This window comes from Streptococcus sp. 2018110, from assembly GCF_019754115.1.
In the GTDB taxonomy this organism is placed as follows: Bacteria; Bacillota; Bacilli; order Lactobacillales; family Streptococcaceae; genus Streptococcus; species Streptococcus hashimotonensis.
Genome location: NZ_JAIJZO010000001.1, coordinates 174620 through 201121, shown reverse-complemented (window position 1 = coordinate 201121; position 26502 = coordinate 174620). Strand labels below are relative to the sequence as shown.

Here is a 26502-nt window from a genome sequence, read left to right as displayed (position 1 = left end):
GACGTTCTCCTGCCCTGTCTGGAAAGGAAGATTTAAGTATGGGCGAGGATAAGAAAGCAGATAAAAAGAGAAAGCGTATCGTGCCGAAAGCACCAGTTCAGATGATAATCAGCCGTGAATATGTCGGCACGCAGACAGTCACAGAAGCGTTTATCCCGATTATTTCCGAGGATATTCGGAAGAAGATTGCCGAGGGCGACACCTTCGACAATGAGGGGCTGTCCGCTTAGAATGTACGCAATGGAACATGAAAACAGATAGGACAGATATGGAGGTTTTACAGTATGGCAGGAATAAGAATGGAGAACAAGATTTATGAAGTCGGCATGTACTGCCGCTTGTCAAAAGACGATGGCACGGATAACGAGAGTGCGAGCATTGCGACACAGAAATCCATCCTCACGGATTATGTGAAAAAGCAGGGATGGCACTTAGCAAAAACGTATGTGGACGACGGTTACTCTGGTACAAATTTCCAAAGACCAAGTTTCCAGAACATGATTAAGGACATTGAAAGCGGTCTGATAAACTGCGTTATCACGAAAGATTTATCTCGTCTGGGGAGGAACTATCTTGATTGCGGACTGTATCTGGAAGTGTTTTTCCCAGAGCATAATGTGAGGTATATAGCGGTCAATGACGGCGTGGACACGCTCAATAAATCCGCTATGGACATCACGCCTTTCCGCAACATCCTAAACGAAATGTATTCCGCCGATGTGTCGGTCAAGATAAAATCGGCGTACCGAGCGAGGTTTCAGCAGGGGAAATTCATGGGGACGACAGCACCATACGGTTACGTCAAAGACCCCGCCGACCACAACCATCTGCTGATAGATGACAAAGTTGCCCATGTGGTAAGGGAAATATTTGACCTTGCGTTAGCGGGCAACGGAATCGCCAAAATCCGCAAGCACATCAACAAACAGCATATCTTACGCCCCGCCGCTTATGCGGCGGAGCAGGGGGCAACAGGCTATGAGAGGTATTTTGAGGAGAATGAGGAGAACCGTTATATTTGGAGCGAGAACAGCGTAAGGGGCATTTTAAGAAGCCCGATATATGCGGGAAACCTTGCAGGCTACAAGCGGATTGCCGCCAACATGAAAAGCAAGAAACGCCCCTCTAAGCTGCCCGAAGAATGGGAAGTGATACCAGACACCCATGAGGGGATAGTCACGCAGGAGGAATTTGATACCGTACAGCAGCTTATTACAAGCCGCAGATTACCAGAAAACAAGGGCGGCTTTGAGAACATCTTTGCAGGCGTTATTAAGTGTGCGGACTGCGGCTATGCGATGCGGGCTATGAGTGCCAACAGGAGGAAACGCCCCGACATCATCGACTGCGTACAATATTCCTGCAATAATTATGGCAGATACGGTAATATCATGTGTACCGCACACAGCATTGAAGCGAGGGACTTGTTCAACGCTGTCCTCACCGACATCAACCGATTTGCGGATATGGCAGTCAATGATGAAAAGGCAGTGAGGGCGATTGAAAAGCGGCTCACGGAAACAGACCAGAGCAAGGCAAAGGCACTGGAAAAGGAGCAAAGAAAACTGAACAAACGCCTTGCAGAACTGGACAGGCTGTTTTCCTCACTCTATGAAGATAAGGTGATGGAGCGTATTACCGAGCGGAATTTTGAGATGATGTCGGGAAAATACCAGAAAGAACAGCTTGAAATTGAAGCAAGGCTGAAAGAGGTAACGGAAACGCTCAGCGACAGCTATGAGAAGACGCAGGGTGTCCGTGATTTCCTCTCCCTAATCCGCAACTATCAAGGCATTAAGGAACTGGACGCAACCATCATAAACGCACTTATAGACAAGATACTTGTTTCGGAACGTGAGAAACTTACAGACGGAATGGTGCGGCAGGAAATCAAGATTTATTATAAATTCATCGGCTTTGTCGGTGAATTACATATCACACCGACAAAGCGGTGGACTGCGTTAAAGCCTAAGAATTGTACGGTGTGCGGTGTTGAATATGTTCCCCGCTCTGGCATATCGAAGTATTGTCCTGCTTGTGCCAAGAAGATACAGAGGGAGAAATCAAACGAGAGCAAACGCAGGAGCAGGGAGCGAAACAGACAGGCATGTATTGAACTGTCCGCAAAAAATGACCGACTGATATTGTACAGCGAAATGGAAGGCTCATCCGACAAGGAAACATGCACCATGAGGTAGATATTTATCACTACATTACCAAAGGGAGTTTTGATAATTACCTCTGGCAGACGCAGGAGAATAAGCTCAAATATATCACTCAGATTATGACCTCAAAAGACCCTGTTCGGTCGGCAGAAGACATTGATGAACAAACCATGACCGCCTCGGACTTTAAGGCCTTGGCAACTGGAAACCCCTATCTCAAACTCAAAATGGAATTGGAAAATGAACTAACAGTTTTAGAAAATCAAAAACGAGCTTTTAATCGCTCAAAAGATGAATACCGCCACACAATTTCCTATTGCGAGAAGCACCTCCCTATCATGGAAAAACGGTTGAGTCAATATGATAAAGATATTGCCCAATCTTTGGCAACAAAGTCGCAAGATTTTGTCATGCAATTTGATAATCAGAAAACGGATAATCGTGCAGAAGCAGGGGACTATCTGCGAAAACTCATTACCTATAACCGCTCAGAGACCAAGGAAGTCAGAACCCTTGCCAGCTTTAGAGGATTTGATTTAAAAATGACTACACGAGGTCCTAGTGAGCCCTTGCCAGAGACCGTCTCTTTAATGATTGTAGGTGATAACCAGTATACAGTCGCTCTTGATTTGAAATCAGACGTAGGAACCATTCAACGAATTAGTAATGCCATCGACCATATTATAGATGATCAAGAAAAGACTGAAGAAATGGTTAAGGATTTACGAGATAAGTTAAAAGTAGCTAAAGTTGAAGTTGAGAAAGTCTTTCCAAAGGAAGAGGAGTACCAGCTTGTAAAGGCCAAGTATGAAGTTTTGGCTCCCTTGGTCGAAAAAGAAGCTGAGATAGAGGAGATAGATGCAGCTTTGGCCAAGTTTAGTGAAGATTCAACACCCCAAATGAAGCAACAAATAGCAATTGAGATATAAGAAAAAAGGCTGACAAATATTTTTGAACGCGGTAAAATGAAGTCAAGAAATCACAAAAGGAGAATAGATCATGGTCCAAACACTAGAAGAAATGCGTTATCAAATTGAAGAATGGTTGGCACAAGGCTTTACAAGCCCAGAGGCTAGAGCCAACTACCAAGCTTTAAAGGAACAGTATGAAGATGAAACTCTTGATTATAGCTTCTCAAAGCGTGAAATCACTGGACAACTGGAACTCATCATCACAAGTCGTGAGAATGATTTTCCAAGCTTAGATGAGGTGACGAAGGCAGAATACCTTGATTTGATTGCTCAACTAGATGAACTTGACCAGGAACAAGCCAACTATTACCGTAAGCAATTAGCCTAGAAAGAGGTGTAAGATGTTGGAACAAATTCTACAAAGCTTTCTGATTATCATAGCAATAGGACTGATGTTGCTTGTCCTTTATCAGATTGTGAAAGTTTCAGGTGCTTTATTTCTTATCGGACTCATCAGTGGAATAATCTTTATTGAAATCTATGGAATTTACCTCTTCTTTACTGAGAGCTACCTTTATACAGAAGATTTAGCAACTAATGGTATTTGGAGTTTTACTGGTTTTTATATTATCTTTAATAACTTTCTCTTGTTTATAATTACTATAAAAATCTTAAAAATAGAGCAACCTAAATCTTAGGATTATCAGGAATATGTAAATTGGTATTCCTAGTGATTGGTTTAAGATATTATTTGGCTTTTTTGAATACACATAGAAGAAAGCCAATGTGAACTGATATTTCAAGCTATAGTACAGTTCAGAATAGATGAACTTGAGAAGCAAAAAGCAAAATTTAATAGTAGGAATAAAGAGAACCAATTATTTAGTTTGCAGGTTTATTTTCTCGTTTCGTTATTTTTAGGATTTGTACCATAGAGTTTTGCCTTTTTTACTCATGTTTTACATCACTAATCGATTTATAATAATCTTATAGGGAAGCATAGTTACAAATAATTAATTATTCAAGGAGGAATTTATAATGAATAATATTAAACCAGAAATCTATGTTCAAACTGCAACTGATCAAGAAATTACATTATTAATTGGTGGTGCTGGAAGTGGGTTTGTTAAGACTCTAACTAAAGACTGTCCAGGCTTTTTATCAAATGTTTGTGTAAATATTGGATTCATCTCTGGGTGCAAAAATTGTTAAAATAAAAATTAGTTTGTAACTATGTATGTCCTATCGCCATAATTGATAGGACATTTCCTTTTATTTTACTAGAGGTAATATCTATGACAATTAATATTACAGAGGAAAAAAGTTTTGATATAGTAATTTCAAAGGTAATAGAGGAATTTTCTTTCTCCACTTCAAAATTTAGTGAAGTGTGCTCCTTTTCTGATAGCATTATTAATAGTTTTAAGGAAGAGTTTAGAAAAATACTACTTCCTGTATTGGTCCAAGAAATAAATTTATTTAGGATAGGGAAAGGAACCAATTCAAAATATAGTGAATACAATGAATTTTGTAAAAATATTCTTAATAACGGTTTGTACTTTCTTGATAAATATCCAGTTTTAAAAAGAAGATTGAATCTTTTGAAAGAAAATTATGAAATTAGCATTGAATGTTTTTTGAAAAATTTAACCAAGAATTATAATGAAATTATAGAAAATTTTGATCTAAGGCAAGAAAATATAAGTGTAAAAATATTATCAATGGTGGGAGACAATCACGGTAGTAATAGGAATATCAGCTTTCAACTTCAAAATAAATCATTTTTTTATAAGACTTCAGGATACACTTTGTATCCAATTTTGAATGAATTAAATTGTAGAGTATTCGATTCTAAGTATTTCAAATTTCCTGATACATTCATTGGTAGCAATTTTATGATCCAAGAGAAGATTGACAATTTGTCCTGCCATGATAAAAGTCAAATCCATTCATTTTATAGAAATATGGGAGTGCTTTTGGCATTTACGTATGTGTTGAATGGAAATGATATGCACAATGAAAATATTATTGCTTGTAAAGAACATCCCTATGTGATTGATTTTGAAACTTTAATAAATCCTGTGTCACAAATAGAGGGAAGAATTTCACAAAGCATCTTTTCAACTGGCTTACTCCCAATGAAATATAGACGAAATTTTGATGGAATATTTGACTGTAGTAGTATAGGTCAAGTAAATATAGTTGTAAAAAAAGTTTTTGAAGAAATTAACCCGTTTAGTTCGGAATTACGATTGGAATTGACAGAACACCAATTTAATGATATCAAAGAATTCTTACCTTTACTCCATGAATCTCATATTTCTGCAAATAAATTTTTAGGTGATATTGAATCTGGATTCATATTTGGTTATTCAAGATTGAGAAGTTGTTATAAGATTATAAAAACAGTAGTCTTAAGGTATAAAAATGCCTTACTATGTAGATTGGTCTTAAGAAATACATCTGTATATTCAGCACTTATTGATCGAATTACTGTGCCAGATTTATTGATGGATGAGCTAAAAACAAGAAATGTTTTAACAAGCTTCTTAAAAGAAATACCAGTAATCAGTAGTCATGAAAAAAAGTACATTATGCTTGAAGTTGAGCAATTAGTTAATGGTGAGGTCCCATTGTTTACATTTGGTAATTTTGGAAATGTTTCAAGAAATGATACAAAATATCTTATGAGTCTTTACGATTCTGTAAATTTTAAGTTAAATTGTATGTCCGATGAAGATTTACAATATCAATTAAATCTCCTTAGAGTCTGTTTGAATATTGATAATTACAATTTTTCTAAATTGAGAAATAATCATCTTGAATTAGATGTTAAAAAATTAGTAAGGGAATCAATATTTAATGTCACACGGCCTTATGCACTGACTCTTCAGAAAGATTCTAGTGGTAATTACATATATGGAGAGTCTAATTTGGGACTATATGAAGGAAAGTTGGGATTGCTATTATCTTATGATGAATTGGAAGAAATATTTGATTTAAAAGTTATTGAACAAGAAATTATAAATTCAAAAGATATAGGCTTAATTAATGGCTATGCTTCATTATTGCTTTATAAAAATTTAAATAACTCTTTAAATAAAGATGATTATTTACTTCATGATATAGACTTTACTGAATTTGATATAATTGATGGTTTGGGTGGATTAATTTTACAAAGCTATTTAATATTTTTGAAAAAGCCAGAATTAGTAGATGTAGTTGAATTGAAGAAGTTAGGAGAAGTTTTCCTAGAATTAACAAAAAATCAGGAACAGTTTAAAGTGGGATTTGCTCATGGATTTACCGGTATAAAGGTTATTTATAAAATATGTTCTCTTATTTTGCCAGATAATTCAGAGTTTATGAATAGATTTGAGTACTTTGAGAGTCAGGATAATGTTTTATTATATCCTAGCTCGGGATGGTGCAACGGATTGACAGGTTATCTTGTTTCTGAATATATTTTATATAAAATAAGTAACGACTCTAGATATCTTGATAAAGTATTATCTAATATTGATTATCTTATGAATAAATTATGTGAGACTGAGGAATATTGTTTGTGCCACGGATTTTTAGGAGGATTGGATTTCTTGCAAGTATTGAATCAGGATAATTTGCTTTCTAACGAGCATAAGAAGAGACTGGAAATATTGGAGAAAACTTTAATTTTTAAATCCAATCACAATAATATTCTAAAAAAAGATATTTCGCTATTTACAGGAATCTCAGGATTTCTCTATTATCTCAAACGAAAAAAAACACTTAGAGGGTCTGTTATTACTCTAGGGTTCTAAGGGAGATGCCAATGAAAAAAATAAGAGAAAAGCTACAATCCCAACAAAATGATTGTGGACCATGCTGTTTAGCAATGATTTTGGACTATTTAGGAAGAGATGTTGAGTTATCAGAACTATATAAATATAAAAATACCGCTGTTGGATGGAGCATGGGAGATATAAAGAACGTTGCAAAACAATTCGGTGTAGACGCTACTGTGTTTAGGATAGTTAATATGAGAGGGATGTCATCAATACTACTTCCAGCAATACTTTACTGGGATTTCTCACATTTTGTAGTGCTAGAAAAGTACAACGAGTTAGAGGTAACTATACTTGACCCTAATTATGGACGAAAAACTCTTAACAAAGATACATTTATAAAATTCTTTTCAGGATACTGTATGGAGCTAAGACCAAATCAATCTTTTACAAAGCGAAAGTCATCCCTAAGAGATAAGGTATCTAGGATCAGAAACACAAAAATTTGGAATTTGAAATTTGGAAAAGTCTATCCTACTGTTTTGGTGGGTTACAATATATTATTATTAATGATACCTGTTTTAATAAGTAAATTAATAAATGAATTATCAACAAGAGACGTTAATATAAATCAAGTAATTATTTTAATAGGTGTTATATGGTTAACAGCTGGTTTGAACTATATTTTAGAAAAATTTCGGAGTCAAAAAACAATAATTCTTGAAGAAAAATCAACAGTTAATATTTACGAGAAGTTATTTAGTCTAACTGAATCTGAAATAAGCAGATACCATAGTGGCGATATCATGTCACGAATATCGGTTAATCCTCAAATCTGTAGATTTTTGGCAGTTGAAGTACCTAATATGATTATCTCAATAATGCTTATTTTCTTTGCAAGTTTATACTTAATATTAAACACTGGAATCTATGCTTGTATGTTAATTTTGCTACTTTTACTAATTGCTATCATTAACTGTATATTCATCACTATTTTAATGAAATTATCCAAAAATGAAAGTTATAAACGGTCTATACTTCGAAGTGTTGCTAATGATGGTATTCTATCTTATAATTTTTTAATAGGATCAGGAATTACCCATCGTTATCTAAAAAAAATCAAAAGTAGTTTATCAGATTATGTACAGTCGCAGATTGATAGAGGAATTGTAGAAGCTAAATCAATAACATTCCAGCAAGCCACTTCGACATTCTTCTCTCTTCTAATTTCTATTATGAGCCTAGTTATAGTGTTATTGAATCCTGAAAGAAGTGGGGAAATTGCCTTAATCAGTTCTATGGCTATGATATTGTATTCTCCCACGATGGGAATTGTAAGTAGCCTAATTAACGTGGCTAATCTGTATCCAAATATTGAAAGACTTGTAGACTTGGTAGGAGAAGAACAAATTCCTAAAACCTTTACGAAGATTCAAAACGGCATAGTTAATGTCGACAGGTTATCATATAGATACGATAATGCATCACCATATCTTTTCAAAAATCTTTCGTTCTCTCTTAAGGAAGGAGATACTCTTTTTATAACTGGAAAATCAGGTACCGGCAAAACCTCCTTAGTAAAAATTTTACTAGGTTTACAAAGTATTAGTGGGGAAGGTAATGAAGGAAATATAATTATTGGAGGAGTTAACTTACTAGACCAAAACCTAGATTTAAGAAGAGATATTTGCTATATATCACATCCGTCAATTCTTTTTAAAGGCACTCTGAAATCAAATTTGAAATTATTCTGTCCAAACTACACTATTGAAGAACTGATGTTAGCAATTGATAAAGTAAATCTTTCAGATATATTTCCTCATGCTTTAAATATTGAAAATTTATTTATATTGGAAAATGGTACTAATTTTTCAACTGGTCAGCGTCAAAGAATAGGAATGCTAAGATTATTTTTGCAAGAATATAAGGTTATTATTTTAGATGAGCCAACAAGTAATATGGATTCTGAAAACGCAAAAGCTATCATGGCAGCTATTAATGCTCTTGAATCAACCAAAATTATTATTACACATGATAATGAATTAATTCAACCTGGATCAAAACAATTAGAATTAGGAGTGGGAGAAAATGGATATACATTTAAATCATATAAGTAAGAAATATGGTAATCGAATCATTTTAAACGATGTCACTATTAGGATTCCTTCAGGGAAAATTTATGGGTTTATTGGTGCTAATGGAGCTGGTAAAACTACAACGATGAAAATCCTTACTGGATTACTACCTGCTACAAAAGGTAACATATACTTTGACGGTGTAAGTCTTAACGACTTAAAAAATCAGGAGTCAATAATAGGAGCTTTTATTAGTACACCAAGTTACTATAAAAACTTAACAGCTTATGAAAACTTAGCTATTATACAAGAAGTTCTCAAAAAACCGCAAGAAGAAATTGATCGAGTTTTGAATCTGGTGGGCCTAAGTGAGGTTCGCAATAAAGTTGTGTCTTCGTTCTCATTTGGTATGAAACAACGTCTTGGTTTAGCATTTGCTTTTTTAAATAATCCAGATATATTGGTATTAGATGAACCTACGAATGGATTAGATCCGAAAGGAATTGTTGAAATCAGAGAACTCTTATACAGACTAGCTAAAGAAGAAGGAAAAACGATTTTTATATCAAGTCACCATATTAGTGAAATAGAAACGATTGCAGATATGGTCGGTATAATACATGACGGTGAGCTTATTTTTGAGGGAACACTCTCTGAACTTTATAATAAAAGGGACAGCTCTTATCTTTTTGAAGTCGCAAATCCAGATGTTTTTGAACATATTTTGAAAGTTCGAGATATCTCATTTATTCGAAAAGAATCACATTTTGAAATAAATTCTTACAAAAAAGATATACCAAATTTAATAAAATTCATTGTACAAGAAGGAATCGATATTTTGGAGGTTTCACCAAATAAAAACCTAGAAAGAATCTTCTTAGACTTAACGAAAGGAGATAAAGTGTATGGTCACATTGATAAAAAATGAAATAAAGAGGTTTGTAGGAACCCCAACAGCCTTGTTATTGCTTGGCATTACTTTTTGTTTGCAAATGCTAGGAACGGTTTTTATCATTAAATCATTAGATGTGCAAGTTGGGGACATAGCACAAACACCTTTTCAGAAGTCCATGCTAATTTTTTTAGGTTTTTCTGGATTGGTGAGTTTAGTGGTAAATGGTATTACTAACTTTTTTGTTACTTCAAGCGAGCACAATAACCATACTTGGGAATTGTTGCTTTTGGGGATAGGGAAGAAAAATAAAATTATCTTTTCAAAGTATTTTACAGTCATTCTATCTTTTGTTTTTTATCAATTACTGTCAACTATTTTCTTTGTTATAGTTACACAGACATATTTATCGTTAACGATTGATTGGTCTACGGTATTCTTAGTGTTATCATCAGCAATATTTTTCAGCTTACTCACGATCACACTTCAGTTTTGTACTCACCTGCTAGAAAAAAATAGTTTATCTGCTCTAAGCAGTGTTATTATTCTTATTCTGTTGCAAACACTTTTTGCCTCTAATACTATATTTATTTATGTGTTCCCGATAAATGGTATTTCTTATCTGATAACTTCTAGTATTCTCAATCCAATTATAATTTTAGTAATCACTTTAGAGAATATTATATGGAGTGGTGCTGTTCTTTTAGTAGTTTCTAAAAAGTTTCATCTTTAGGAGGGAATTATGTGGAAATTAGAATTATTAAAGTATAAGAGAACCTATTTAGCTCCCGTATTCATAGGGATAGGTATGTTTTTAGTCATTTTTCAAAGCTACGCAGGATATACGATTAAAGAAATTCCAGCGAAGGTTTTATTTGTGACAGGTCTAGATTTATATAGTAATTTTTTACTACCAGTGATGATTCCTGTACTTCTTATCATTTCATTGCAACGTGAAGTTGAGAATACTGCTTTTCAAAACTTAACAATAAAAGGAATATCTAGTCAACAGATAAAGTGGTCTATAGTAAAATTTTATTGGATAGTAATGCCAATTTTATTTCTTTGTCACTTTTTGATTCCACTGATTTTTATTTCCTTGAGAGGAGAAAGTGCCCTTAATGTGATTATTGATAATAGCTTATTTTTACTGTTATCAATTTTAAGTATCATTGCACTCATCAATATTAGTCTACTGATACATCAGTCAAGCGGGAATTATGTATTACCTATTTTAACAGCTATTGTAGGAGTCGTTGTTGGACGTTTCCCTCTGGGAGAAATCACATGGATTGTTAACCCCTACTCCTATTTAAGCTATTTAGCAAATTTTAAATCATTTACTGTAACCCACTATTTAGCGTTTTTTCTAGTCTTTTCTTTGTCTTTTATTGGTATAATATTATGTAAGAAAAAAATAGATTTGAGTAAGACATGAGAAGAAATTTGTTAAGTACAGCGTATTATGCTTTGTTTATTACAGGACTAATCTATTTGTCCGCTAAATGCATTCTAAATAACATCGAAAATATCTTGTTTTTGCTTGCTTTAAATGTATTATTGTTATTGGATTTTATTTTGCACAGAGCAATATCTACTAGGTCTAAGATTAGCAAATTTATTATTTGGTTAATCAGACTTTGTCAGTGTCACTCAATTTTGTTTGTCATAGGAGATTCCGCATTTCCTCCATGGATACAGTATATGATTGGCATTATAATCTATTCTTCGTTAATATCTATATCGCTCAGCTTGTTTTTTCAAAAGTTACAGACTTCTTTTTATCTATTTGTGATGATAGTAGGGCTTCTATCGAGTGTAAGCTTACTTTTTCCAAGATTGACTAGTATTGCCTTTTCACTTTATTTGGTAGTTACGTTCGCGATGGCTCTCTTAATTGTTCTTCTAAGGAACAAGCAAACGTTTTATAGAAATGATTCCAATAGATTTTATTGGCTAATGTTATTAATCTTTTACCTCATGATTTGTTTCAGTTCTATTGGTTTCATTTTTTTTAATTCATCAGCTTTATTTTCTGGGTTCTGGTTATTTTATTTTTTAGCTCTAATTACAGGATTAATACTCATCTTGTTTTATCATAATGGTGCAGTATTTAAACAAAAAGAACAATTATTAACACTTATTTTTCTGATTTTATTATATATTGTTCTGTTTATTCTAATTTTAAAGAGAACGAGTCTAGTTGTTCTTGAAACGATAACAATTATTTTATATTTTCAGTACTTTTTCCAGTTAGTTGGAGAAAGTTATAGACTAATAACTGGAAGTACGCAATCTGAACATGTAGGGATTAATTCAATTTTGAAAGAAGAAGCTTTAAAACAAGAGTTTGCGAATTTCCTGCATGATAATATTCTTCAAGATATCAATGCTTTAATTCAACTATCTCGTTTAGACAATCCAAGCGTTTCAGTTAAAATTATTGAAGAAAGACTAGAGTATCTCAATACTTTTGTTCGTGAGCGAATGAATCAGTATAGTCCTCAATTGCTAAAAGGCTTATCTTTGTATGATAACTATCGTATGATGCTAAAAGCATTTGAAAAACGTTACCCTAAAACGGATATTTCTCTGCACTTTTATTCAGCAAAAAACATAGTTATCTATCCTCCTTATGATTTTTTAATATATAGATGGTTAAGAGAGCTCGTTAATAACGCTTATAAGTATTCCAATGCTCAAACGGTTACTGTAAAATTGGCTAGAGATGGGCGGGAACTCTCTTTATCAGTTATGGATAATGGCTATTATCAAAAGTTAAAACCATTTAAACATGGACACGGATTATTAGTCTTGGAAGAACAAGTAAAGTCAGTAGGGGGGACTATTACTTTTGAGCAATCGGACTCTAACGGATTAAGAGTCGATATCAAATTGATGATGGAAGGAGAGAAGGCAATTGAAAATTTTATTAATAGATGATCATAGCCTGTTTGCAGAGAGTTTAGCCTTAACTATACATCAGTATCAACCAGATATTCACATTGATATAATGAATGATGAAGATGAATTTAAAAGCATTTTTTCAAAAGTAATTGAGTACCAAGTGATACTATTAGACATTAACTTAGACAAAAAATTTAGTACGGATGGCTTTGGAATAGCTCAAGATATTTTAGAGGAATATCCTGATTCCAAGATAGCATTATTGACGGGATTTGATTTACCTGTATATGAATATCAAGCTCAGAAGTTAGGAGTAAAGGCATTTGTTCCTAAAAATATAAGTTCCAAAAGATTAATTCAGATTCTTAAAGATATTTCCTATGGGAAAAATTATTTTCCAAATCAGAATTATTTTATAGATGAATTGACAGAACGCGAAAAAGAAATACTTATACATTTAGGAAATGGCGAAAAACGAAAAGACATTGCTAAATCCCTTTACATTTCTGATAGAACGCTAACGAATCATATTCAAAATATATTGGAAAAACTCGAAGTTGATTCAACGTTAAAAGCTGTTATAAAAGCTCAGAAGTTAGGATATATTAAGTAATTACCCTTTTTACTCATGATTTTGTATTGTAACTTAGATATACTGGTGTAAAGGAGGTTCAAATTCATGAAAAAAGTAATACCGTATGCGTTATTAACTCTATCAATGTTTTTTCTATTCAATGCCATCCGAATATATCTTGAGAGTAGGTCTCTGTATGTTGTCGATGTTTTGTTATTCATAGTCTTTCTAGTATGTAGTTTAAAATTTAGAAAGCAATAATGTAGAATAAATACAAAGATATACTATCTTCTACATTTGATAAGTTATAAATTATTCAGATGGTCATAATTTGGTTGTTAAAAAGCCCCATTGCAGCTGTAGTAGGAGACTTATAATCTATAGGAGAGAGGAACAGATTGATTCTATCTTTTTGATGTTAAGTTAGTTTAGAAATTTGTTTCTGAAGTTTGTAACTTGTCGAAAACTGAGTGACTGACGTTTGATATCCTTGATGAGCTTATCGATTGCTTTAAATTAGTGTTAGAATAGGGAAATTCCGTCAGATAGCAGTTCTAACTGACGTTGTACGACAGAGGTTGAGAAAGGAAGTCTTTAGGTAGTGGAAGTGTCGGTGAGTTTTTCGGTGCAGTATTGAGTGATCTTTATGCAGATGGGGTGTGAGATTTAGTGTTTTTTGATGAGAGACACTTCAGTGACTGTCATCTGTTTACAGAATTTACACTGAAGAAGACATCTTTGGTTTTTAACATAGTTGGTATCCCTTTGATATTCAGAATAGATACTGTAGATTTATGTTGGTAATAACATCTGACTAAGGCAGTTTGGAGCTGGGTAATCAAGCTCACGCTGAATAGTGATATGCGTGTTGACTTGAAAAAATGGTCTCGATTTGATGTTCTTATTTTCTAATTCGAAGAGTACTGTGGTATTCTAAAATTGTTCCATAAGCACTTCCTAATGATGATTAGGGAGGTCTTATGGAACTTTTTTATATACTCAAAAAACTATAGCCTCTGTATAGATTGTTCCTACTACAGAAATTATAGGATATGTCTTTTATTGTAGTATATCTTAAAAAAAATTTAGTTTAAATTATTCTACAAAGTAGTTAATCCGGAAAATAAAGTTATTTGGCTCAGTTTTAAAGTAATCGGAGTGAAAATTTTTAATGTTCTTAAAGAGTCATTATAACTATATTTTCTTGAAAAGATATTTGAGCACCAATTTCTGAAAACTAGTTCAGTAGAATTTGGAATAGAGCTGGCTACTTCAAAACGCAACGAACTATAATTCAACATCTTTATCTATTGAATAGGTTCTGGTTTGCTATTTTTGATTTTTACAGAGTATAATTTGTAGTTAATCATATTTTCTTGTGATAAAATTTCCAACTTAATCTTGATATGATGAGGCTATCACTAATAAAGGAGTAAGCCATGTTAAATAAAGTGAAAGCTCGATTTCTGATTGGAGTAGGAGGTTTAATCGCAGTCAGTTTTATGGTCATGATTGGCTACACGATTGGCTCACAAACCATTTCAAAGCAAACAGAGAACCAAATACGAGCAGAAGCCAATAAACTTGTATCAAAGAAAAAGCAGGAGGAAAGAGCGACAGTCCTTTCAGATGAGCTTGTCAAAGAATTTCTCACTCAATATTTCACCAAAGTTCAGCTGGGTGAAAATAACGTTCGTATCAAGCCCTACATGACGGATTCGGCATTTTCAGAAGAGGAAACAAATCAGAATGAAGCGATCAATCAAGTTTATAAAGATTATATGCTTGACTACCGATTTGAATCAGCCAGTATCTATGTCAATACAGAAAGCAATGTTGCACTTGCGGAAGTTTCCTATCAAGTGCCCTATGTTTCTGATTTGAGTGAGCAACAACAGCGAACAACTCAGACAGAAACCAAGACGATTATGTTATCCTACTCCAAGGTTTCCGACAAGCTCCTGGTTAATCAGTTGACCATTTGGAATGGGAAACTGGAGGACATGAAAGAAACCACAGATGGTGCTAATTCCAGCATACCAACGATCCAAGGAACTACAACAAGTGAGAACAACTAGCAGGAGACAGTCTTCTGATTTTTTTGATAGGGAGACAAGATGACACGAATTAAAGCAGTAAAACAAAAGGCCATTTTAGATGTGGCTGAAAGTCTAGGTTATTCCTTTAGACGTTTATCAGGACACATTTATGAACACCCAGATCATGATTCCTTTCGGATTTTTGCGGATACTAATACTTTCAAATGGTTTTCAAGAGATATACAAGGAGATGTAATTGACTTTGTTCAATTAGTAACAGGTGTTACTTTCAAAGAGGCTGTATCCTATCTTGAAACTGGGGATTTTGAACAAGCTAAGGTGATAGAAGAAACTTATAAACTCTTCCAATATTATTTGCATGAAGAACTCTTTCAGCAAGCACGTATTTACTCAAAAGACATCCGTGGCCTAAGTGATCAGATTATCAATACCTTTGGTAGACAAGGATTGCTTGCTCAAGCTACTTATCAATCGGAGTCAGTATTAGTGTTTAAAAGCTATGACCATAATGGTAGATTACAGGCCGCAAGCCTTCAGGGTCTCGTCAAAAATGAAGAAAAACACAAACGTGGTTATTTGAAGAAAATCATGAATGGATCTCATGGCCATGTCGGTATTAGTTTCGATATTGGGAATCCCAAGCGACTCATTTTTTGTGAATCCGTTATCGATATGATGAGTTATTATCAGCTTCACCAAAAGCAATTATCCGATGTTCGCCTTATTTCAATGGAAGGCTTAAAACTTTCTGTGATTGCTTATCAGACCTTACGTCTGGCAGCAGAAGAACAGGGGAAATTGGCATTTCTAGATACAGTAAAACCAAGCAGACTTAGCCATTATCTTCTGGCAATACAAGAGACGACAACCTTTTTTCAAACTCATTCAAACGTCATAACATTGGCTGTTGATAACGATGAAGCAGGAAGAGAATTTTGTCAAAAATTGTTAGACAAAGGACTTCCAATCGTTCAAGATTTACCACCATTGCAGGGGATTGAAATAAAGTCTGATTGGAATGATATTGTGAAAAAACAGAAGGAAATATCCTTAAGTGATTTTATCCAAACAGCCCAAGCACATGTTAATAAGAATCATCCTCCACCTAAATGGGAGCATGCATTGGAATTGTGATAACAAAATCAAGTCCGCTATCATAATCTAGAATGTGACAAGGAGGACACCCTATGAGTGTGATTGAACGTCTAGCTGAGAAAGTTGCTAGGCAAGAAGAAAAGGTCTCACGTGAGACGGAGAAATTGGAACACTATCGTGACCAACTACAAACAGCTATGTATAGTACCTTTATCAAACGGCAACAATCAAGTCAGTTGTCATTTCATGAAGCACTAGAGCAAGCCTTTGGTAAAGAAACAAATTACAGAAATGAGGATATAGAATGAGTAAAACATGGAATTTTGATCAGCCACTAGACGATGTGAAATCAACATCGTCCCATGAAGAACGAGCTAAAATCGCAGCACTTTTCCATAAACAGGATGAAGAACCAATTGAAGAAGTAGATTATGTGGCTGCTTTTGAACAGCAACAAAAGGAGTCAGAATCAAAAGATGTACAAACGCTCGCATCAACCGTTAAACAAAATCAGCCGAAGAAGGTAAATATCACAAGTGACTATAAACAACACTTGGCTGATACCATTGCACAAAACAACAAGGATATTTCCGCCTGTCAGAAGCAAATTGAAGAACTTCATCAATTGATTGATGAAAAGAAAATCCAAAATAAAAAGTTACAGGCTATTTCAGTAGCCATTGATGATTTATAAGTCAGGTAGTCCTAAGCGGGCTACCTTTTTACAATGCATGGAGAAGATAATGAAATTTTTTCAAAAGAAAAAACAGAACCAGGATCAATTTAAACGACTGATTCATCGACTATCTGGGATGTCAGATACTGAACTAACCAAAGTAGAACAACTCCTAGATGTGGTTTTTGATACAAATTTTAAGCCTGATAGGAACGTTGAATTATCTCAAAGCGTTATAACCGATGAGGAACAAAGTCTTGATAAGTCGATCCAAGAAGCGAAAAATAAACTGAATACTGAGCAGTTGGAGAAGCGAATAGAGCAATTTAAGCAATCGAAGAAACCTAAAAACGGATAACGCACCATATTTGGTGCGTTATCCGTTTTTTATGGTATAATGAAAGCAAATATGAGGAGGTCTTTATCTATGATTGGAGACAATATAAAATCACTACGTCGAACACACGATTTAACACAGCCAGAATTTGCGAAAATGGTCGGTATTTCACGCAATAGCTTAAGTCGTTATGAAAATGGGACTAGTACAGTTTCAACAGAGCTTATCGACCGTATTTGTCAGAAATTTAATGTCTCTTATATCGATATTGTAGGGGAGGACAAGATGCTAACACCTGTTGAAGATTACCAACTGACTTTAAAAGTAGAAGTGATAAAAGAACGTGGAGCAGCCATATTATCACAGCTTTATAGATACCAGGATAGTCAAGATATTGCTTTTGATGATAAAACCAATCCTTGGATTTTGATGAGTGATGATTTGGCTGAATTGATCAATACGAAAATTTACCTTGTTGATACCTTCGATGAAATAGAGCGTTACAATGGCTATTTAGACGGTATTGAGCGGATGTTAGATATGGTGCATCATCGGGTGGTGGCATAATGAGATTAGAAGAATTCAGTGAAGCTGAGTTTCAGAAGGCCTTACAGCGAACCATTCGGGCTTTAACCCGAGGCAAAACAATTCCAGAACAACCGAAAGCTATCTTACTTGGTGGACAAAGCGGAGCAGGTAAGACGACTATTCATCGTATCAAGCAAAAGGAATTTCAAGGTAATATCATTATCATCGATGGTGACAGCTACCGTTCTCAGCAACCCAATTACTTAGCCCTGCAAGAAAAGTATGGCAAGGACAGCGTGGACTATACCAAGGGATTTGCAGGAAAAATGGTAGAGCATCTGGTTGATGAACTTAGCACACAAGGTTATCATTTGCTGATCGAGGGAACCTTGCGAACTACTCAAGTTCCTCATCAGACTGCTCAATTATTAGCTTCTAAAGGTTACCAAGTTTCTTTAGCTGTAATTGGTACCAAACCAGAACTGTCTTATCTCAGCACCTTGATTCGTTACGAAGAACTTTATGCCATCGATCCCAATCAGGCTAGAGCAACGCCAAAAGAACACCATGATGGGATTGTAGAGAACTTGGTTGATAACCTAAGAGAGCTAGAAGGCGACAAGCTCTTTGACCAGATTCAGATTTATAAAAGAGATAGAACTTACCCGTGATACTAGTTAATTTCAAAATACAATAAAAAGCCCAAAAGGACTATACTGTAAGTGACGAAACATACTGGAGGTTAGTCCAAATAAGCTACTTACAGTATACTGCTAAATCTCATCATTTGCAATGGAATGTGCGCCAATTATCACAAATTTGTCATTACTTTTATAAAACCTATTGCCCAGATTCCTTTAAACATCGGCGTAATGTTGGCTTAGGCAAAGTTTCAGATGAAGCGCTTCTTGTCTTGCTTTTGTTACAAGCTGAACTAGGCATAACGTCACAACGCCATTTCTACAAAACATGGCAGGGGCCGAAGAACATAACAATTGGAAAGTGATGGCAATGAGACGAACTATTGAAACACGTTTTTTTGAACTGTGTCGTCTCTTTGACATAGAACATACATTAGCTAGAGACCTAGCCGGACTACAGTTACGAATGGAGCAAATTATTCTGGCTCATAATTTACGCTATTTTGAAATGAACTAGCACCATGGATACTTATTTGTAATGTTGTAAAATACTATATATCAACATGGAAGGAAAAATATGCCTATAAAAGTTGTAGATTTATTTTCTGGAGCCGGTGGATTGACATTTGGATTTCAGAAAGCAATATATCGAAATAGATTTAGAGATGACGATAGTTTTCAGATTATTTTTGCAAATGAATTAAATTTTGAGGCTTCACAATCTTTTAAAGCTAATTTCCCTAATATTAAAATGTTTAATGACGACATTCAAACTATTGATGAAAAATTTTTAAACGATAAACAGGTGGATATCCATGATGTAGATTTAATTATAGGAGGTCCCCCATGTCAATCTTTCAGTACAGTAGGGAAGCGTCAATATGATGAACGTGCAAAAATGTATAAAGAATATAGACGTTTATTATCTATTATACGACCTAAAATGTTTATATTTGAAAATGTTTACGGGTTATTAACAATGAAAGATGACCAAAATAGACCTGTGATAGAAAATGTCATTGAAAGTTTTGAGAATTTCCGAGATTTTGAAGACAATCTTGGTTATGATATTCATACGGAGTTACTTAATGCTAAAGATTATGGTGTGCCACAGAGCAGAGAGCGGGTATTTTTAGTTGGTATCAGAAATGATTTATTGATTAAAGAAGGTTGGGAATTCCCTCCCCAAAAAGTAAGTAAGCCACTATCTGTTTCTGATGCAATTAGTGACTTGCCTAAGTTAAATAATGGTGAGGAAAAATCATTTTACGATTCAAAACCCAATACTAAATATCAATATCTAATGAGGGATGGAGAGAGGAGACTTACTAATCATAAAAATGGAACTTACGGATTAAGAATGTTAGAACTTATGAAGTTAGTGAAGCAAGGTGAAGGAAAAAATCAAATCAATAAACTTGTTGATGAAGGGAAAGCTTCAAAAGAACTATACCTAACGTCAGGTTATAGAAACTCTTATGGAAGATTATGGTGGGATAAACCATCATCAACAATTACGAATAATTTATCAACTCCCTCTTCTTTAAGATGTATTCATCCTAAGCAAAATAGAGCTTTAACTTCGAGAGAAGGAGCAAGACTCCAATCATTTCCAGATAGCTTTCAATTTTATGGATCAAAAACTCAAGTAAATATTCAAATAGGCAATGCTGTTCCTCCTCTGTTAAGTATTGCGCTAGCTGATAGTGTTAAAAGATTTTTTCTAAATAATTTTGATGAAGATAGAGGTAGATAGTTATGGAGCATAATAAAAAAAGTGATGATTTACAGTTTAGTTTTTCATACATGGCATTAGGTTTATTGGGGAAAAATCTTTATTCTAATGCATGGGCTGCACTTTCTGAGCTAGTTGCAAATAGTTTAGATGCAGGTTCTACAGAAGTTTATATAGCTATAGATATGAGACAAAAAGGTAACTCTGTGATTGAAGTTTATGATAATGGTGAAGGGATGTCTTATGATAATTTAAAAGAAAATTATATAAAAATTGGAAGAAACAGGCGCTTAAATCAGAAAAATTCAGAAAGTGTTATGGGGAGAAAGGGAATAGGTAAGCTTGCAGCTTTGTATCTAAGCAATCACTATTATGTTGCTACAAAACAAAAAGATACTGAATTATTAGTATATGAAATGGAATTCCCAAATTCAGAATTAGAAAATGATACTCAAAATCCTCAAATGTCAAGTTCTTCTTTTGATGCTTTCAATAATCGTGAATTTTTACATTATGAGTCCGGAACCATGATAAGAATGGAGAAGGTAAATTTAACAGGATATGGAGATGCATCTATAGAAACGCTAAATTCTACACTATCTGATTATTTTACTGTGTCTAACCTAAACTCACAAAAGATATTTTTAAAAGTTGTAAAAAATGATAATGATTTAAAAAAAGAATACACTGAAGTAATTAAAACTATCCCATTTAAAAATATGGTACAGATTACTTGCTTTGATAAAGAAACATACGATGAGTTATCAAAAAAATATTCAAATAAAAACTATCAGTTGAATTTAAAAGGCTTTGATAAAAAATTTTCGGATAATATTCAAGTCGTTTATAAAGAAGCTACAGGTACAGAATTTACATATAGCAAAGATGGTCAAGAAAAAACAAAGGTTGGTAAGATAACTGGATGGATTGGTATACACTCTACTATAAATTCGTCTGAAGCAACGGAGTTAAATGATACTAATTTCAAGAAAAATAAGTTATATAATCCTTTGAGTCTTAGAATTTATGTTAGAAATAAATTAGCTATCTCTAATTTTTTGCCAGTAATTAATAATACGCAAGCTTTTGTAAACTATATTGAAGGTGAAATCGGTTATGACATTCTTGATGACAACAACTTTAAAGATATTGCAACGACTAGTAGACAAAATATGGATGAAAATGATCCTCGAGTAGTGGATTTAGCAAAAAAAATAAAACAAGAAGTATCAAGTTTAATTCGTACAAGATTAGAAGTTAGAAATAAAATGAATAATGAGATTCAATCTTTACGAACAAAATCTGAAAAAATTGCTAAAGAATCGACTTCTAAAAATATTGATAAAATATTTGATGATTTTAAGTCTCAAAAGGATAGAAATAGCTTTAGTACCCATGAAATGGATCAGCTAAATATTAATATAAAAAATAGGGTTGTACAACAACTCAAAGGAGAAAATTTTAAAAACGAGTATACTATTTTCTTTTCCCATTCACGAAGAAATAAGAATGTATTAGACTTTTTCTATTATTTATTAAAAAAGATTGGTGTTACTTCAGACGAGATTTTCTATACAAGTAAAGAGGATGCACCTCAAATTGATATTAAGCAAAACTTAGGTGAAATTTCTAAAGAAAATATTGTCAATAAAAATACATTATTATTCTTTTATGTTACGAAGGATTTTAAAGACTCAGATTATTGTATGTTTGAAGGAGGTGCTGCTTGGGCAACGCGAGGTGCAGAAGATTATCTAATCAATTTTGATGAATATGATCTGATTCCTGATTATCTTAATCAAAAAGGTGAATTTCTATTAAATCTTACTCAAAATTCTGATTTGTCTAAAGGAGATTTTTATAATCAGTTGATAAATACACTAAATAAGTTAATTGAGCATATTAATATTGGACGAAAAATGAAAGCTGCTGAGGAAGTACCGTTATTTAATAACATTGAATTTCCTGACAAAGTGGAATTAAGCCAAGGAAAAACTCCGGAGCTTAATAAAGATATTGAAGAGTATTGGAATACTTATATTTTAGAAAATAATGAGTAATTTCAATGTGCGAATAGGGAGAGAGTTGCCCCTTAAGTTTTATAAAGAAATAGGTGATAAATATGATATCTCTCCATGGTGCTAGTTCATTTCAAAATAGTATAAATTATGAGCCAGAATAATTTGTTCCATTCATAACTGTAGTCCGACTAGGTCTCTAGCTAATTTGTCTTTAGAATAAATTATTATGTTAATTTTTAGAGAGCTTCGGCTCTCTTTTTTCTTACCCTCATTTATCATGTTGTGATACCTTTTCCAAATCACCTCTATTATCCTAATATCATTCTTAAGAAAATCAAGTTTTGATTTTCTACTGGGGGTTTGGGGGCGAAGCCACCAAGTTATCATATCGTTAGCTGTCAAAACTGGAGAGTTTTAGTCAGCTGGCGATATGATTTTTGGGATATTGTGGACACAATATCTGAGCTCGCAAAGACCTGAAAGGAAGATATTATTCAGTGCCGTGTCTAATACGAGGGCGGGGATATACCGATATTAAAGAATGAGGGGGATACAGGATGGAAAATTTAGTTAGAGAGATACGTAAGGAAGTCAATTTCTCAATAGAAGAGTATCAACAGATACAAAATTTGATGGAACAGGAGGGATATGAACAATTTCCCCCTTTTGCTAGAGGTAAATTATTGAAAATAAACCACCATTCATCCCAGCAACTTGAAGAATGGATAAAATATTTACAACACCAAAAAGTAGAACAGATTTACCGAGATGTACATGAGATTCTTGTTCTGGCAAAGTTGTCCCAATCCGTTACCCTTGAACATCTTGAAATCATTTTGACTTGTGTCAAAGATTTGATGAAGGAAATTGAGAGAACTATTCCTTTAAGTCATTCATTCAAAGACAAGTACATGGGGTAAGCTATTATGGAAAATCGTTATCGAACCAATTTGAAAAAGGTGTATTTAAGTGATCAAGAATTAATTATCCTAAACAAAAATCTTGCTCATAGCCAGTGTCCAAACTTTTCGCATTATGCCAGAAAGACCTTACTCGATCCTGGTATGAATTTTATCACAATCGATACCAGAGGATTCCAAGACCTGATTTTTGAAATTCGTAGGATTGGAAACAATATAAACCAGATTGCACGTGCGGTAAATCAAAGCCACCTATTAAATCTTCAACAAGTAAAAGATTTGCAGCTCGGTATAGCTCAGTTAGAAAAACAGTTGCAACAAGATTTTGACATAAAGTGTCAACGATTGAGAGAATTTTATGGTCATTACTAAGCATTATGCTGTTCATGGGAAAAAATATCGACGTCAACTGATAAAGTATATTCTTGATCCTAAGAAAACCAGGAATTTATCGTTGATTTCAGATTTTGGGATGAGTAATTATCTTGATTTTCCTGACTATGTGGAACTGGTAAAGATGTATCAAAATAATTTCCTTTCAAATGACCAACTATACGATTCACGGTTTGATAGACAAGAGAAAAAGCAACAGAAAATACATGCTCATCATATTATTCAGTCTTTCTCACCTGAAGATAAATTAAGCCCAGAGGAAATCAATCGTATTGGCTATGAAACGATAAAAGAGTTGACAGGTGGTCACTATAAATTCATTGTAGCCACTCATGTTGATCAGGACCATTGTCATAATCACATTATTATAAACTCAATCGACTGCCAATCTCAAAAAAAGTTGAAGTGGGACTACGCTCTTGAAAGAAATTTACAAATGATTTCGGATAGAATTTCTAAAGTAGCTGGTGCCAAAATTATTCCACCTAAACGATATTCTCATAGAGATTATGAGGTCTATCGCCGTTCTAATCACAAATACGAATTGAAGCAGCGGTTATTTTTTCTCATGGAACATTCAATTGATTTCAATGATTTTATACAAAAATCTGAACAACTAAATATCAAAATAGATTTCTCAAGGAAACATAGTCGATTTTTCATGACAGATAGGGATATGAAGCAAGTCATTCGAGGAGATAAGTTGAATAAGAGAGAACCCTATTCAAAAGAATATTTTCAATATTACTTTTCCAAGAAAAAAATTGAACAGATTTTAGAATTTTTGTTGCCAAGATCCAATTCATTTGATGATTTAGTTGAGAAAGCTGGGTTACTGGGATTAGAATTGAGGAGCAAAATAAAAACGATAGATTTTGTTCTTTCTGATGGACAAAGCTACATTTCCATACCAAATAAGTCATTAAGTAAGAAAAATCTTTATGACACTATGTATTTTGAGAGCTACTTCAAAGAACATGATGTGGTTGAAGTGCTTCATAATAGTGAAGTAAAAACGGAATTTGAAAAATTTGAGTCACAACAGCTTTCGGAAATATTAACCGAAGAAGAAATAACCGAAGCTTATGAGACGTACAAGACTAAGAGAGATGCAGTACATGAGTTTGAAGTTGAGATTGCTGAGGAGCTAGTTGAAAAGGTGGTTTCAGATGGGCTTTTCATAAAAGTTTGGATGGGGATTGGACAAGAAGGACTAATCTTCATTCCAAATCATCAACTAAATATCTTAGAACAAGAAAATAAGAAACAGTATATGTTGTTTATTCGAGAAACATCTTCTTATTTCATTTTTCACAAGGAAAATTCAGAAAAGAATCGTTTTATGAAAGGAAGAGACTTGATTCGCCAACTGGCATATGATAATAGGTCTCTACCATATAAGAAACGAATAAGTCTGGTCGATCTTCAACAAAAAATTGAAGAAATCAATCTATTGATAACGCTAAACACTCAAAATAAATCCTTTCTTGAATTAAAAGATGAATTGGTTGAAGAAATCGCACAGCTAGATATAGATTTGACAAATCTACAAGAAAAAAATGCCACCTTAAACAAGATGGCAGAAGTCCTTGTTAACTTACAAAGCGAGAATCAAGATTCCAAGCGATTAGCTAAGTATGAATGTTCCAAGATGAATTTATCGCAGGATGTAACGATTGGACAGATTGAATCTGAGATTGAAATGATACAGAATCAGTTAGACAATGAAATCGAAGATTACGAAAATGCGGTGAGGAAGTTGGATAAATACGTAAGAGTTTTAAATATGAGTAAATACAAGACAGACGATTTTTCCATTAATATTGATTAAATGTTCAAAATTCCAACATATTCTTGTTTATTTTTGATATAATGTAAAAAAAGAACAAAGGATTAAACATGAATAAACGAGAACGACTAGAAGAAATTACACGATTGGTAAACAAAAAAGGTACAGTTAGAATTTCTGAGATTGTTGAATTGCTAAATGTTACTGATATGACCGTTCGACGTGATTTTATGGAATTGGAAGAGCAGGGGGTCTTAACCAAAATCCATGGCGGTGCTAGAAGTAATAAGGCTTTTCAATATCGGGAATATTCCCATTCTGAGAAACACATTCAAAATAAGGAAGCCAAGCAAGAGATAGCAGAAAGGGCTGCACAGCTGATAGAAGATGGAGATACGGTATTTTTAGGTCCAGGAACAACAGTTGCCTTTCTGGCTGAAGCTATTAAAAATCCTCGTCTAACTGTCATCACAAACTGTATGCCAGTTTTTACAATCTTATCTCAAAAGAAGACAGAGGATTTTCAAGTCTTTCTCCTGGGGGGAGAATATCGCCAAGTGACAGAATCGTTTGTAGGAGAAATTACCAATACAAGTTTAGAAAAAATGCGATTTAGCAAGATTTTCTTTTCGGGTAATGGACTTAAGGGGACTGATGTCATGACTTCCACCCTAGCTGAAGCCTATACGCAAAATATTGCTATTAAACATTCTTTAGAAAAATATCTACTGCTAGATGCTTCGAAAATTGGCAAAGATGATTTTACTTCCTTTTGTGATTTGAATGATGTAACTGCTCTAGTGACAGATATGAATGCAAAGGATGAAAATTACCAATTATTACATAACCACATTGAAATTATTTCTACAAAATCATAAAGTTATCAAAACCAACAGCAAAATGTTGGTTTTTTGTTTATATACGAAAAAAATAAACAAAAATAAAACAAAATATGTTGACTTTGTGTTTGTTTGGTTGTATAATTTAAACATAAAAAGCGAAAACGCTTTTCTAAGTTT

24 protein-coding genes and 3 pseudogenes are annotated in these 26502 nt (G+C 33.8%); all 27 read left to right on the top strand.

Translation table 11 applies throughout. The features are described 5' to 3' along the window. Positions 1-38 precede the first annotated feature (38 nt). Positions 39-230, top strand: a complete 192-nt coding sequence (locus K5Q34_RS00990) for a hypothetical protein (RefSeq protein ID WP_002596259.1) — start codon at positions 39-41, stop codon at positions 228-230. A gap of 54 nt (positions 231-284) precedes the next feature. Further along, entirely contained in the window at positions 285-2198 is a 1914-nt protein-coding gene (locus K5Q34_RS00985) for a recombinase family protein (RefSeq protein ID WP_221864358.1), read from the top strand. Next, positions 2135-3094: pseudogene (locus tag K5Q34_RS00980) on the top strand (hypothetical protein); the annotation flags it as partial. The gene K5Q34_RS00985 and the pseudogene K5Q34_RS00980, both read left to right, overlap by 64 nt. 70 nt (positions 3095-3164) lie before the next feature. After that, positions 3165-3464 (top strand): DUF5962 family protein, encoded by a 300-nt coding sequence (locus K5Q34_RS00975; RefSeq protein ID WP_105140424.1) that lies wholly within the window; start codon positions 3165-3167, stop codon positions 3462-3464. Between the two features lie 13 nt (positions 3465-3477). Beyond that, positions 3478-3774 carry a DUF5966 family protein gene (locus K5Q34_RS00970; protein ID WP_105140425.1) on the top strand — a complete coding sequence of 99 codons (297 nt, stop codon included), beginning with the start codon at positions 3478-3480 and terminating at the stop codon, positions 3772-3774. A gap of 340 nt (positions 3775-4114) precedes the next feature. Then, positions 4115-4288: a type A2 lanthipeptide gene (locus K5Q34_RS00965; RefSeq protein ID WP_012775117.1), complete on the top strand. Its 174-nt coding sequence runs from the start codon at positions 4115-4117 to the stop codon at positions 4286-4288. Positions 4289-4371: 83 nt separating this feature from the next. Continuing rightward, positions 4372-6876 carry a DUF4135 domain-containing protein gene (locus tag K5Q34_RS00960; protein ID WP_014638229.1) on the top strand — a complete coding sequence of 835 codons (2505 nt, stop codon included), beginning with the start codon at positions 4372-4374 and terminating at the stop codon, positions 6874-6876. Between the two features lie 11 nt (positions 6877-6887). Further along, positions 6888-8957, top strand: a complete 2070-nt coding sequence (locus K5Q34_RS00955) for a cysteine peptidase family C39 domain-containing protein (RefSeq protein WP_228475800.1) — start codon at positions 6888-6890, stop codon at positions 8955-8957. Further along, entirely contained in the window at positions 8929-9843 is a 915-nt protein-coding gene (locus K5Q34_RS00950) for an ABC transporter ATP-binding protein (protein WP_011922447.1), read from the top strand. The genes K5Q34_RS00955 and K5Q34_RS00950 overlap by 29 nt, the downstream gene beginning before the upstream one ends. After that, positions 9821-10540: an ABC transporter permease gene (locus K5Q34_RS00945; RefSeq protein ID WP_105135484.1), complete on the top strand. Its 720-nt coding sequence runs from the start codon at positions 9821-9823 to the stop codon at positions 10538-10540. The genes K5Q34_RS00950 and K5Q34_RS00945 overlap by 23 nt, the downstream gene beginning before the upstream one ends. Before the next feature lie 9 nt (positions 10541-10549). Beyond that, complete coding sequence (locus K5Q34_RS00940; protein WP_105140426.1) at positions 10550-11245, top strand: ABC transporter permease; 696 nt, start codon at positions 10550-10552, stop codon at positions 11243-11245. Between the two features lie 521 nt (positions 11246-11766). After that, positions 11767-12750 carry a sensor histidine kinase gene (locus K5Q34_RS00935; RefSeq protein WP_238140320.1) on the top strand — a complete coding sequence of 328 codons (984 nt, stop codon included), beginning with the start codon at positions 11767-11769 and terminating at the stop codon, positions 12748-12750. Then, entirely contained in the window at positions 12728-13327 is a 600-nt protein-coding gene (locus tag K5Q34_RS00930; protein ID WP_105105329.1) for a response regulator transcription factor, read from the top strand. The genes K5Q34_RS00935 and K5Q34_RS00930 overlap by 23 nt, the downstream gene beginning before the upstream one ends. A gap of 1400 nt (positions 13328-14727) precedes the next feature. After that, positions 14728-15366, top strand: a complete 639-nt coding sequence (locus K5Q34_RS00925; protein ID WP_174854709.1) for a peptidylprolyl isomerase — start codon at positions 14728-14730, stop codon at positions 15364-15366. A 39-nt stretch (positions 15367-15405) separates the two neighbouring features. Continuing rightward, positions 15406-16482, top strand: coding sequence for a toprim domain-containing protein (locus K5Q34_RS00920; RefSeq protein WP_221864357.1), 1077 nt, complete (start codon positions 15406-15408; stop codon positions 16480-16482). A gap of 53 nt (positions 16483-16535) precedes the next feature. Then, positions 16536-16751, top strand: coding sequence for a DUF5965 family protein (locus tag K5Q34_RS00915; RefSeq protein WP_205027959.1), 216 nt, complete (start codon positions 16536-16538; stop codon positions 16749-16751). Then, complete coding sequence (locus K5Q34_RS00910; RefSeq protein WP_074411896.1) at positions 16748-17137, top strand: DUF5945 family protein; 390 nt, start codon at positions 16748-16750, stop codon at positions 17135-17137. The genes K5Q34_RS00915 and K5Q34_RS00910 overlap by 4 nt, the downstream gene beginning before the upstream one ends. Positions 17138-17186: 49 nt before the next feature. Beyond that, the gene (locus tag K5Q34_RS00905; protein WP_205027960.1) at positions 17187-17477 is read left to right on the top strand and encodes a hypothetical protein; all 291 of its coding nucleotides are present in this window, start codon (positions 17187-17189) and stop codon (positions 17475-17477) included. A gap of 69 nt (positions 17478-17546) precedes the next feature. Continuing rightward, entirely contained in the window at positions 17547-18023 is a 477-nt protein-coding gene (gene pezA, locus K5Q34_RS00900) for a type II toxin-antitoxin system antitoxin PezA (protein ID WP_205027961.1), read from the top strand. Then, positions 18023-18646, top strand: a pseudogene (locus K5Q34_RS00895) (zeta toxin family protein); the annotation flags it as partial. The gene pezA and the pseudogene K5Q34_RS00895, both read left to right, overlap by 1 nt. A gap of 89 nt (positions 18647-18735) precedes the next feature. Next, positions 18736-19142, top strand: a pseudogene (locus K5Q34_RS00890) (hypothetical protein). 60 nt (positions 19143-19202) lie between these two features. After that, positions 19203-20381: a DNA cytosine methyltransferase gene (locus tag K5Q34_RS00885; protein WP_202848739.1), complete on the top strand. Its 1179-nt coding sequence runs from the start codon at positions 19203-19205 to the stop codon at positions 20379-20381. A 2-nt stretch (positions 20382-20383) separates the two neighbouring features. Then, positions 20384-22420, top strand: coding sequence for an ATP-binding protein (locus tag K5Q34_RS00880; RefSeq protein WP_205027962.1), 2037 nt, complete (start codon positions 20384-20386; stop codon positions 22418-22420). A gap of 518 nt (positions 22421-22938) precedes the next feature. Then, complete coding sequence (locus K5Q34_RS00875) at positions 22939-23301, top strand: SAG1252 family conjugative relaxosome accessory protein (RefSeq protein ID WP_205027963.1); 363 nt, start codon at positions 22939-22941, stop codon at positions 23299-23301. A gap of 6 nt (positions 23302-23307) precedes the next feature. Continuing rightward, positions 23308-23673 carry a plasmid mobilization relaxosome protein MobC gene (mobC, locus tag K5Q34_RS00870; RefSeq protein WP_109897955.1) on the top strand — a complete coding sequence of 122 codons (366 nt, stop codon included), beginning with the start codon at positions 23308-23310 and terminating at the stop codon, positions 23671-23673. Continuing rightward, the gene (locus K5Q34_RS00865) at positions 23660-25525 is read left to right on the top strand and encodes an SAG1250 family conjugative relaxase (RefSeq protein WP_205027964.1); all 1866 of its coding nucleotides are present in this window, start codon (positions 23660-23662) and stop codon (positions 25523-25525) included. Before mobC ends, K5Q34_RS00865 begins: the two co-directional genes overlap by 14 nt. A 68-nt stretch (positions 25526-25593) precedes the next feature. Continuing rightward, positions 25594-26361, top strand: coding sequence for a DeoR/GlpR family DNA-binding transcription regulator (locus tag K5Q34_RS00860; RefSeq protein ID WP_221864356.1), 768 nt, complete (start codon positions 25594-25596; stop codon positions 26359-26361). Positions 26362-26502 lie beyond the last annotated feature (141 nt).

Coding starts and splice junctions, on each gene's coding strand:
- K5Q34_RS00990 (WP_002596259.1), top strand. CDS start 39: ATGGGCGAGGATAAGAAAGCAGATAAAAAGAGAAAGCGTATCGTGCCG.
- K5Q34_RS00985 (WP_221864358.1), top strand. CDS start 285: ATGGCAGGAATAAGAATGGAGAACAAGATTTATGAAGTCGGCATGTAC.
- K5Q34_RS00975 (WP_105140424.1), top strand. CDS start 3,165: ATGGTCCAAACACTAGAAGAAATGCGTTATCAAATTGAAGAATGGTTG.
- K5Q34_RS00970 (WP_105140425.1), top strand. CDS start 3,478: ATGTTGGAACAAATTCTACAAAGCTTTCTGATTATCATAGCAATAGGA.
- K5Q34_RS00965 (WP_012775117.1), top strand. CDS start 4,115: ATGAATAATATTAAACCAGAAATCTATGTTCAAACTGCAACTGATCAA.
- K5Q34_RS00960 (WP_014638229.1), top strand. CDS start 4,372: ATGACAATTAATATTACAGAGGAAAAAAGTTTTGATATAGTAATTTCA.
- K5Q34_RS00955 (WP_228475800.1), top strand. CDS start 6,888: ATGAAAAAAATAAGAGAAAAGCTACAATCCCAACAAAATGATTGTGGA.
- K5Q34_RS00950 (WP_011922447.1), top strand. CDS start 8,929: ATGGATATACATTTAAATCATATAAGTAAGAAATATGGTAATCGAATC.
- K5Q34_RS00945 (WP_105135484.1), top strand. CDS start 9,821: ATGGTCACATTGATAAAAAATGAAATAAAGAGGTTTGTAGGAACCCCA.
- K5Q34_RS00940 (WP_105140426.1), top strand. CDS start 10,550: ATGTGGAAATTAGAATTATTAAAGTATAAGAGAACCTATTTAGCTCCC.
- K5Q34_RS00935 (WP_238140320.1), top strand. CDS start 11,767: ATGTTATTAATCTTTTACCTCATGATTTGTTTCAGTTCTATTGGTTTC.
- K5Q34_RS00925 (WP_174854709.1), top strand. CDS start 14,728: ATGTTAAATAAAGTGAAAGCTCGATTTCTGATTGGAGTAGGAGGTTTA.
- K5Q34_RS00920 (WP_221864357.1), top strand. CDS start 15,406: ATGACACGAATTAAAGCAGTAAAACAAAAGGCCATTTTAGATGTGGCT.
- K5Q34_RS00915 (WP_205027959.1), top strand. CDS start 16,536: ATGAGTGTGATTGAACGTCTAGCTGAGAAAGTTGCTAGGCAAGAAGAA.
- K5Q34_RS00910 (WP_074411896.1), top strand. CDS start 16,748: ATGAGTAAAACATGGAATTTTGATCAGCCACTAGACGATGTGAAATCA.
- K5Q34_RS00905 (WP_205027960.1), top strand. CDS start 17,187: ATGAAATTTTTTCAAAAGAAAAAACAGAACCAGGATCAATTTAAACGA.
- pezA (WP_205027961.1), top strand. CDS start 17,547: ATGATTGGAGACAATATAAAATCACTACGTCGAACACACGATTTAACA.
- K5Q34_RS00885 (WP_202848739.1), top strand. CDS start 19,203: ATGCCTATAAAAGTTGTAGATTTATTTTCTGGAGCCGGTGGATTGACA.
- K5Q34_RS00880 (WP_205027962.1), top strand. CDS start 20,384: ATGGAGCATAATAAAAAAAGTGATGATTTACAGTTTAGTTTTTCATAC.
- K5Q34_RS00875 (WP_205027963.1), top strand. CDS start 22,939: ATGGAAAATTTAGTTAGAGAGATACGTAAGGAAGTCAATTTCTCAATA.
- mobC (WP_109897955.1), top strand. CDS start 23,308: ATGGAAAATCGTTATCGAACCAATTTGAAAAAGGTGTATTTAAGTGAT.
- K5Q34_RS00865 (WP_205027964.1), top strand. CDS start 23,660: ATGGTCATTACTAAGCATTATGCTGTTCATGGGAAAAAATATCGACGT.
- K5Q34_RS00860 (WP_221864356.1), top strand. CDS start 25,594: ATGAATAAACGAGAACGACTAGAAGAAATTACACGATTGGTAAACAAA.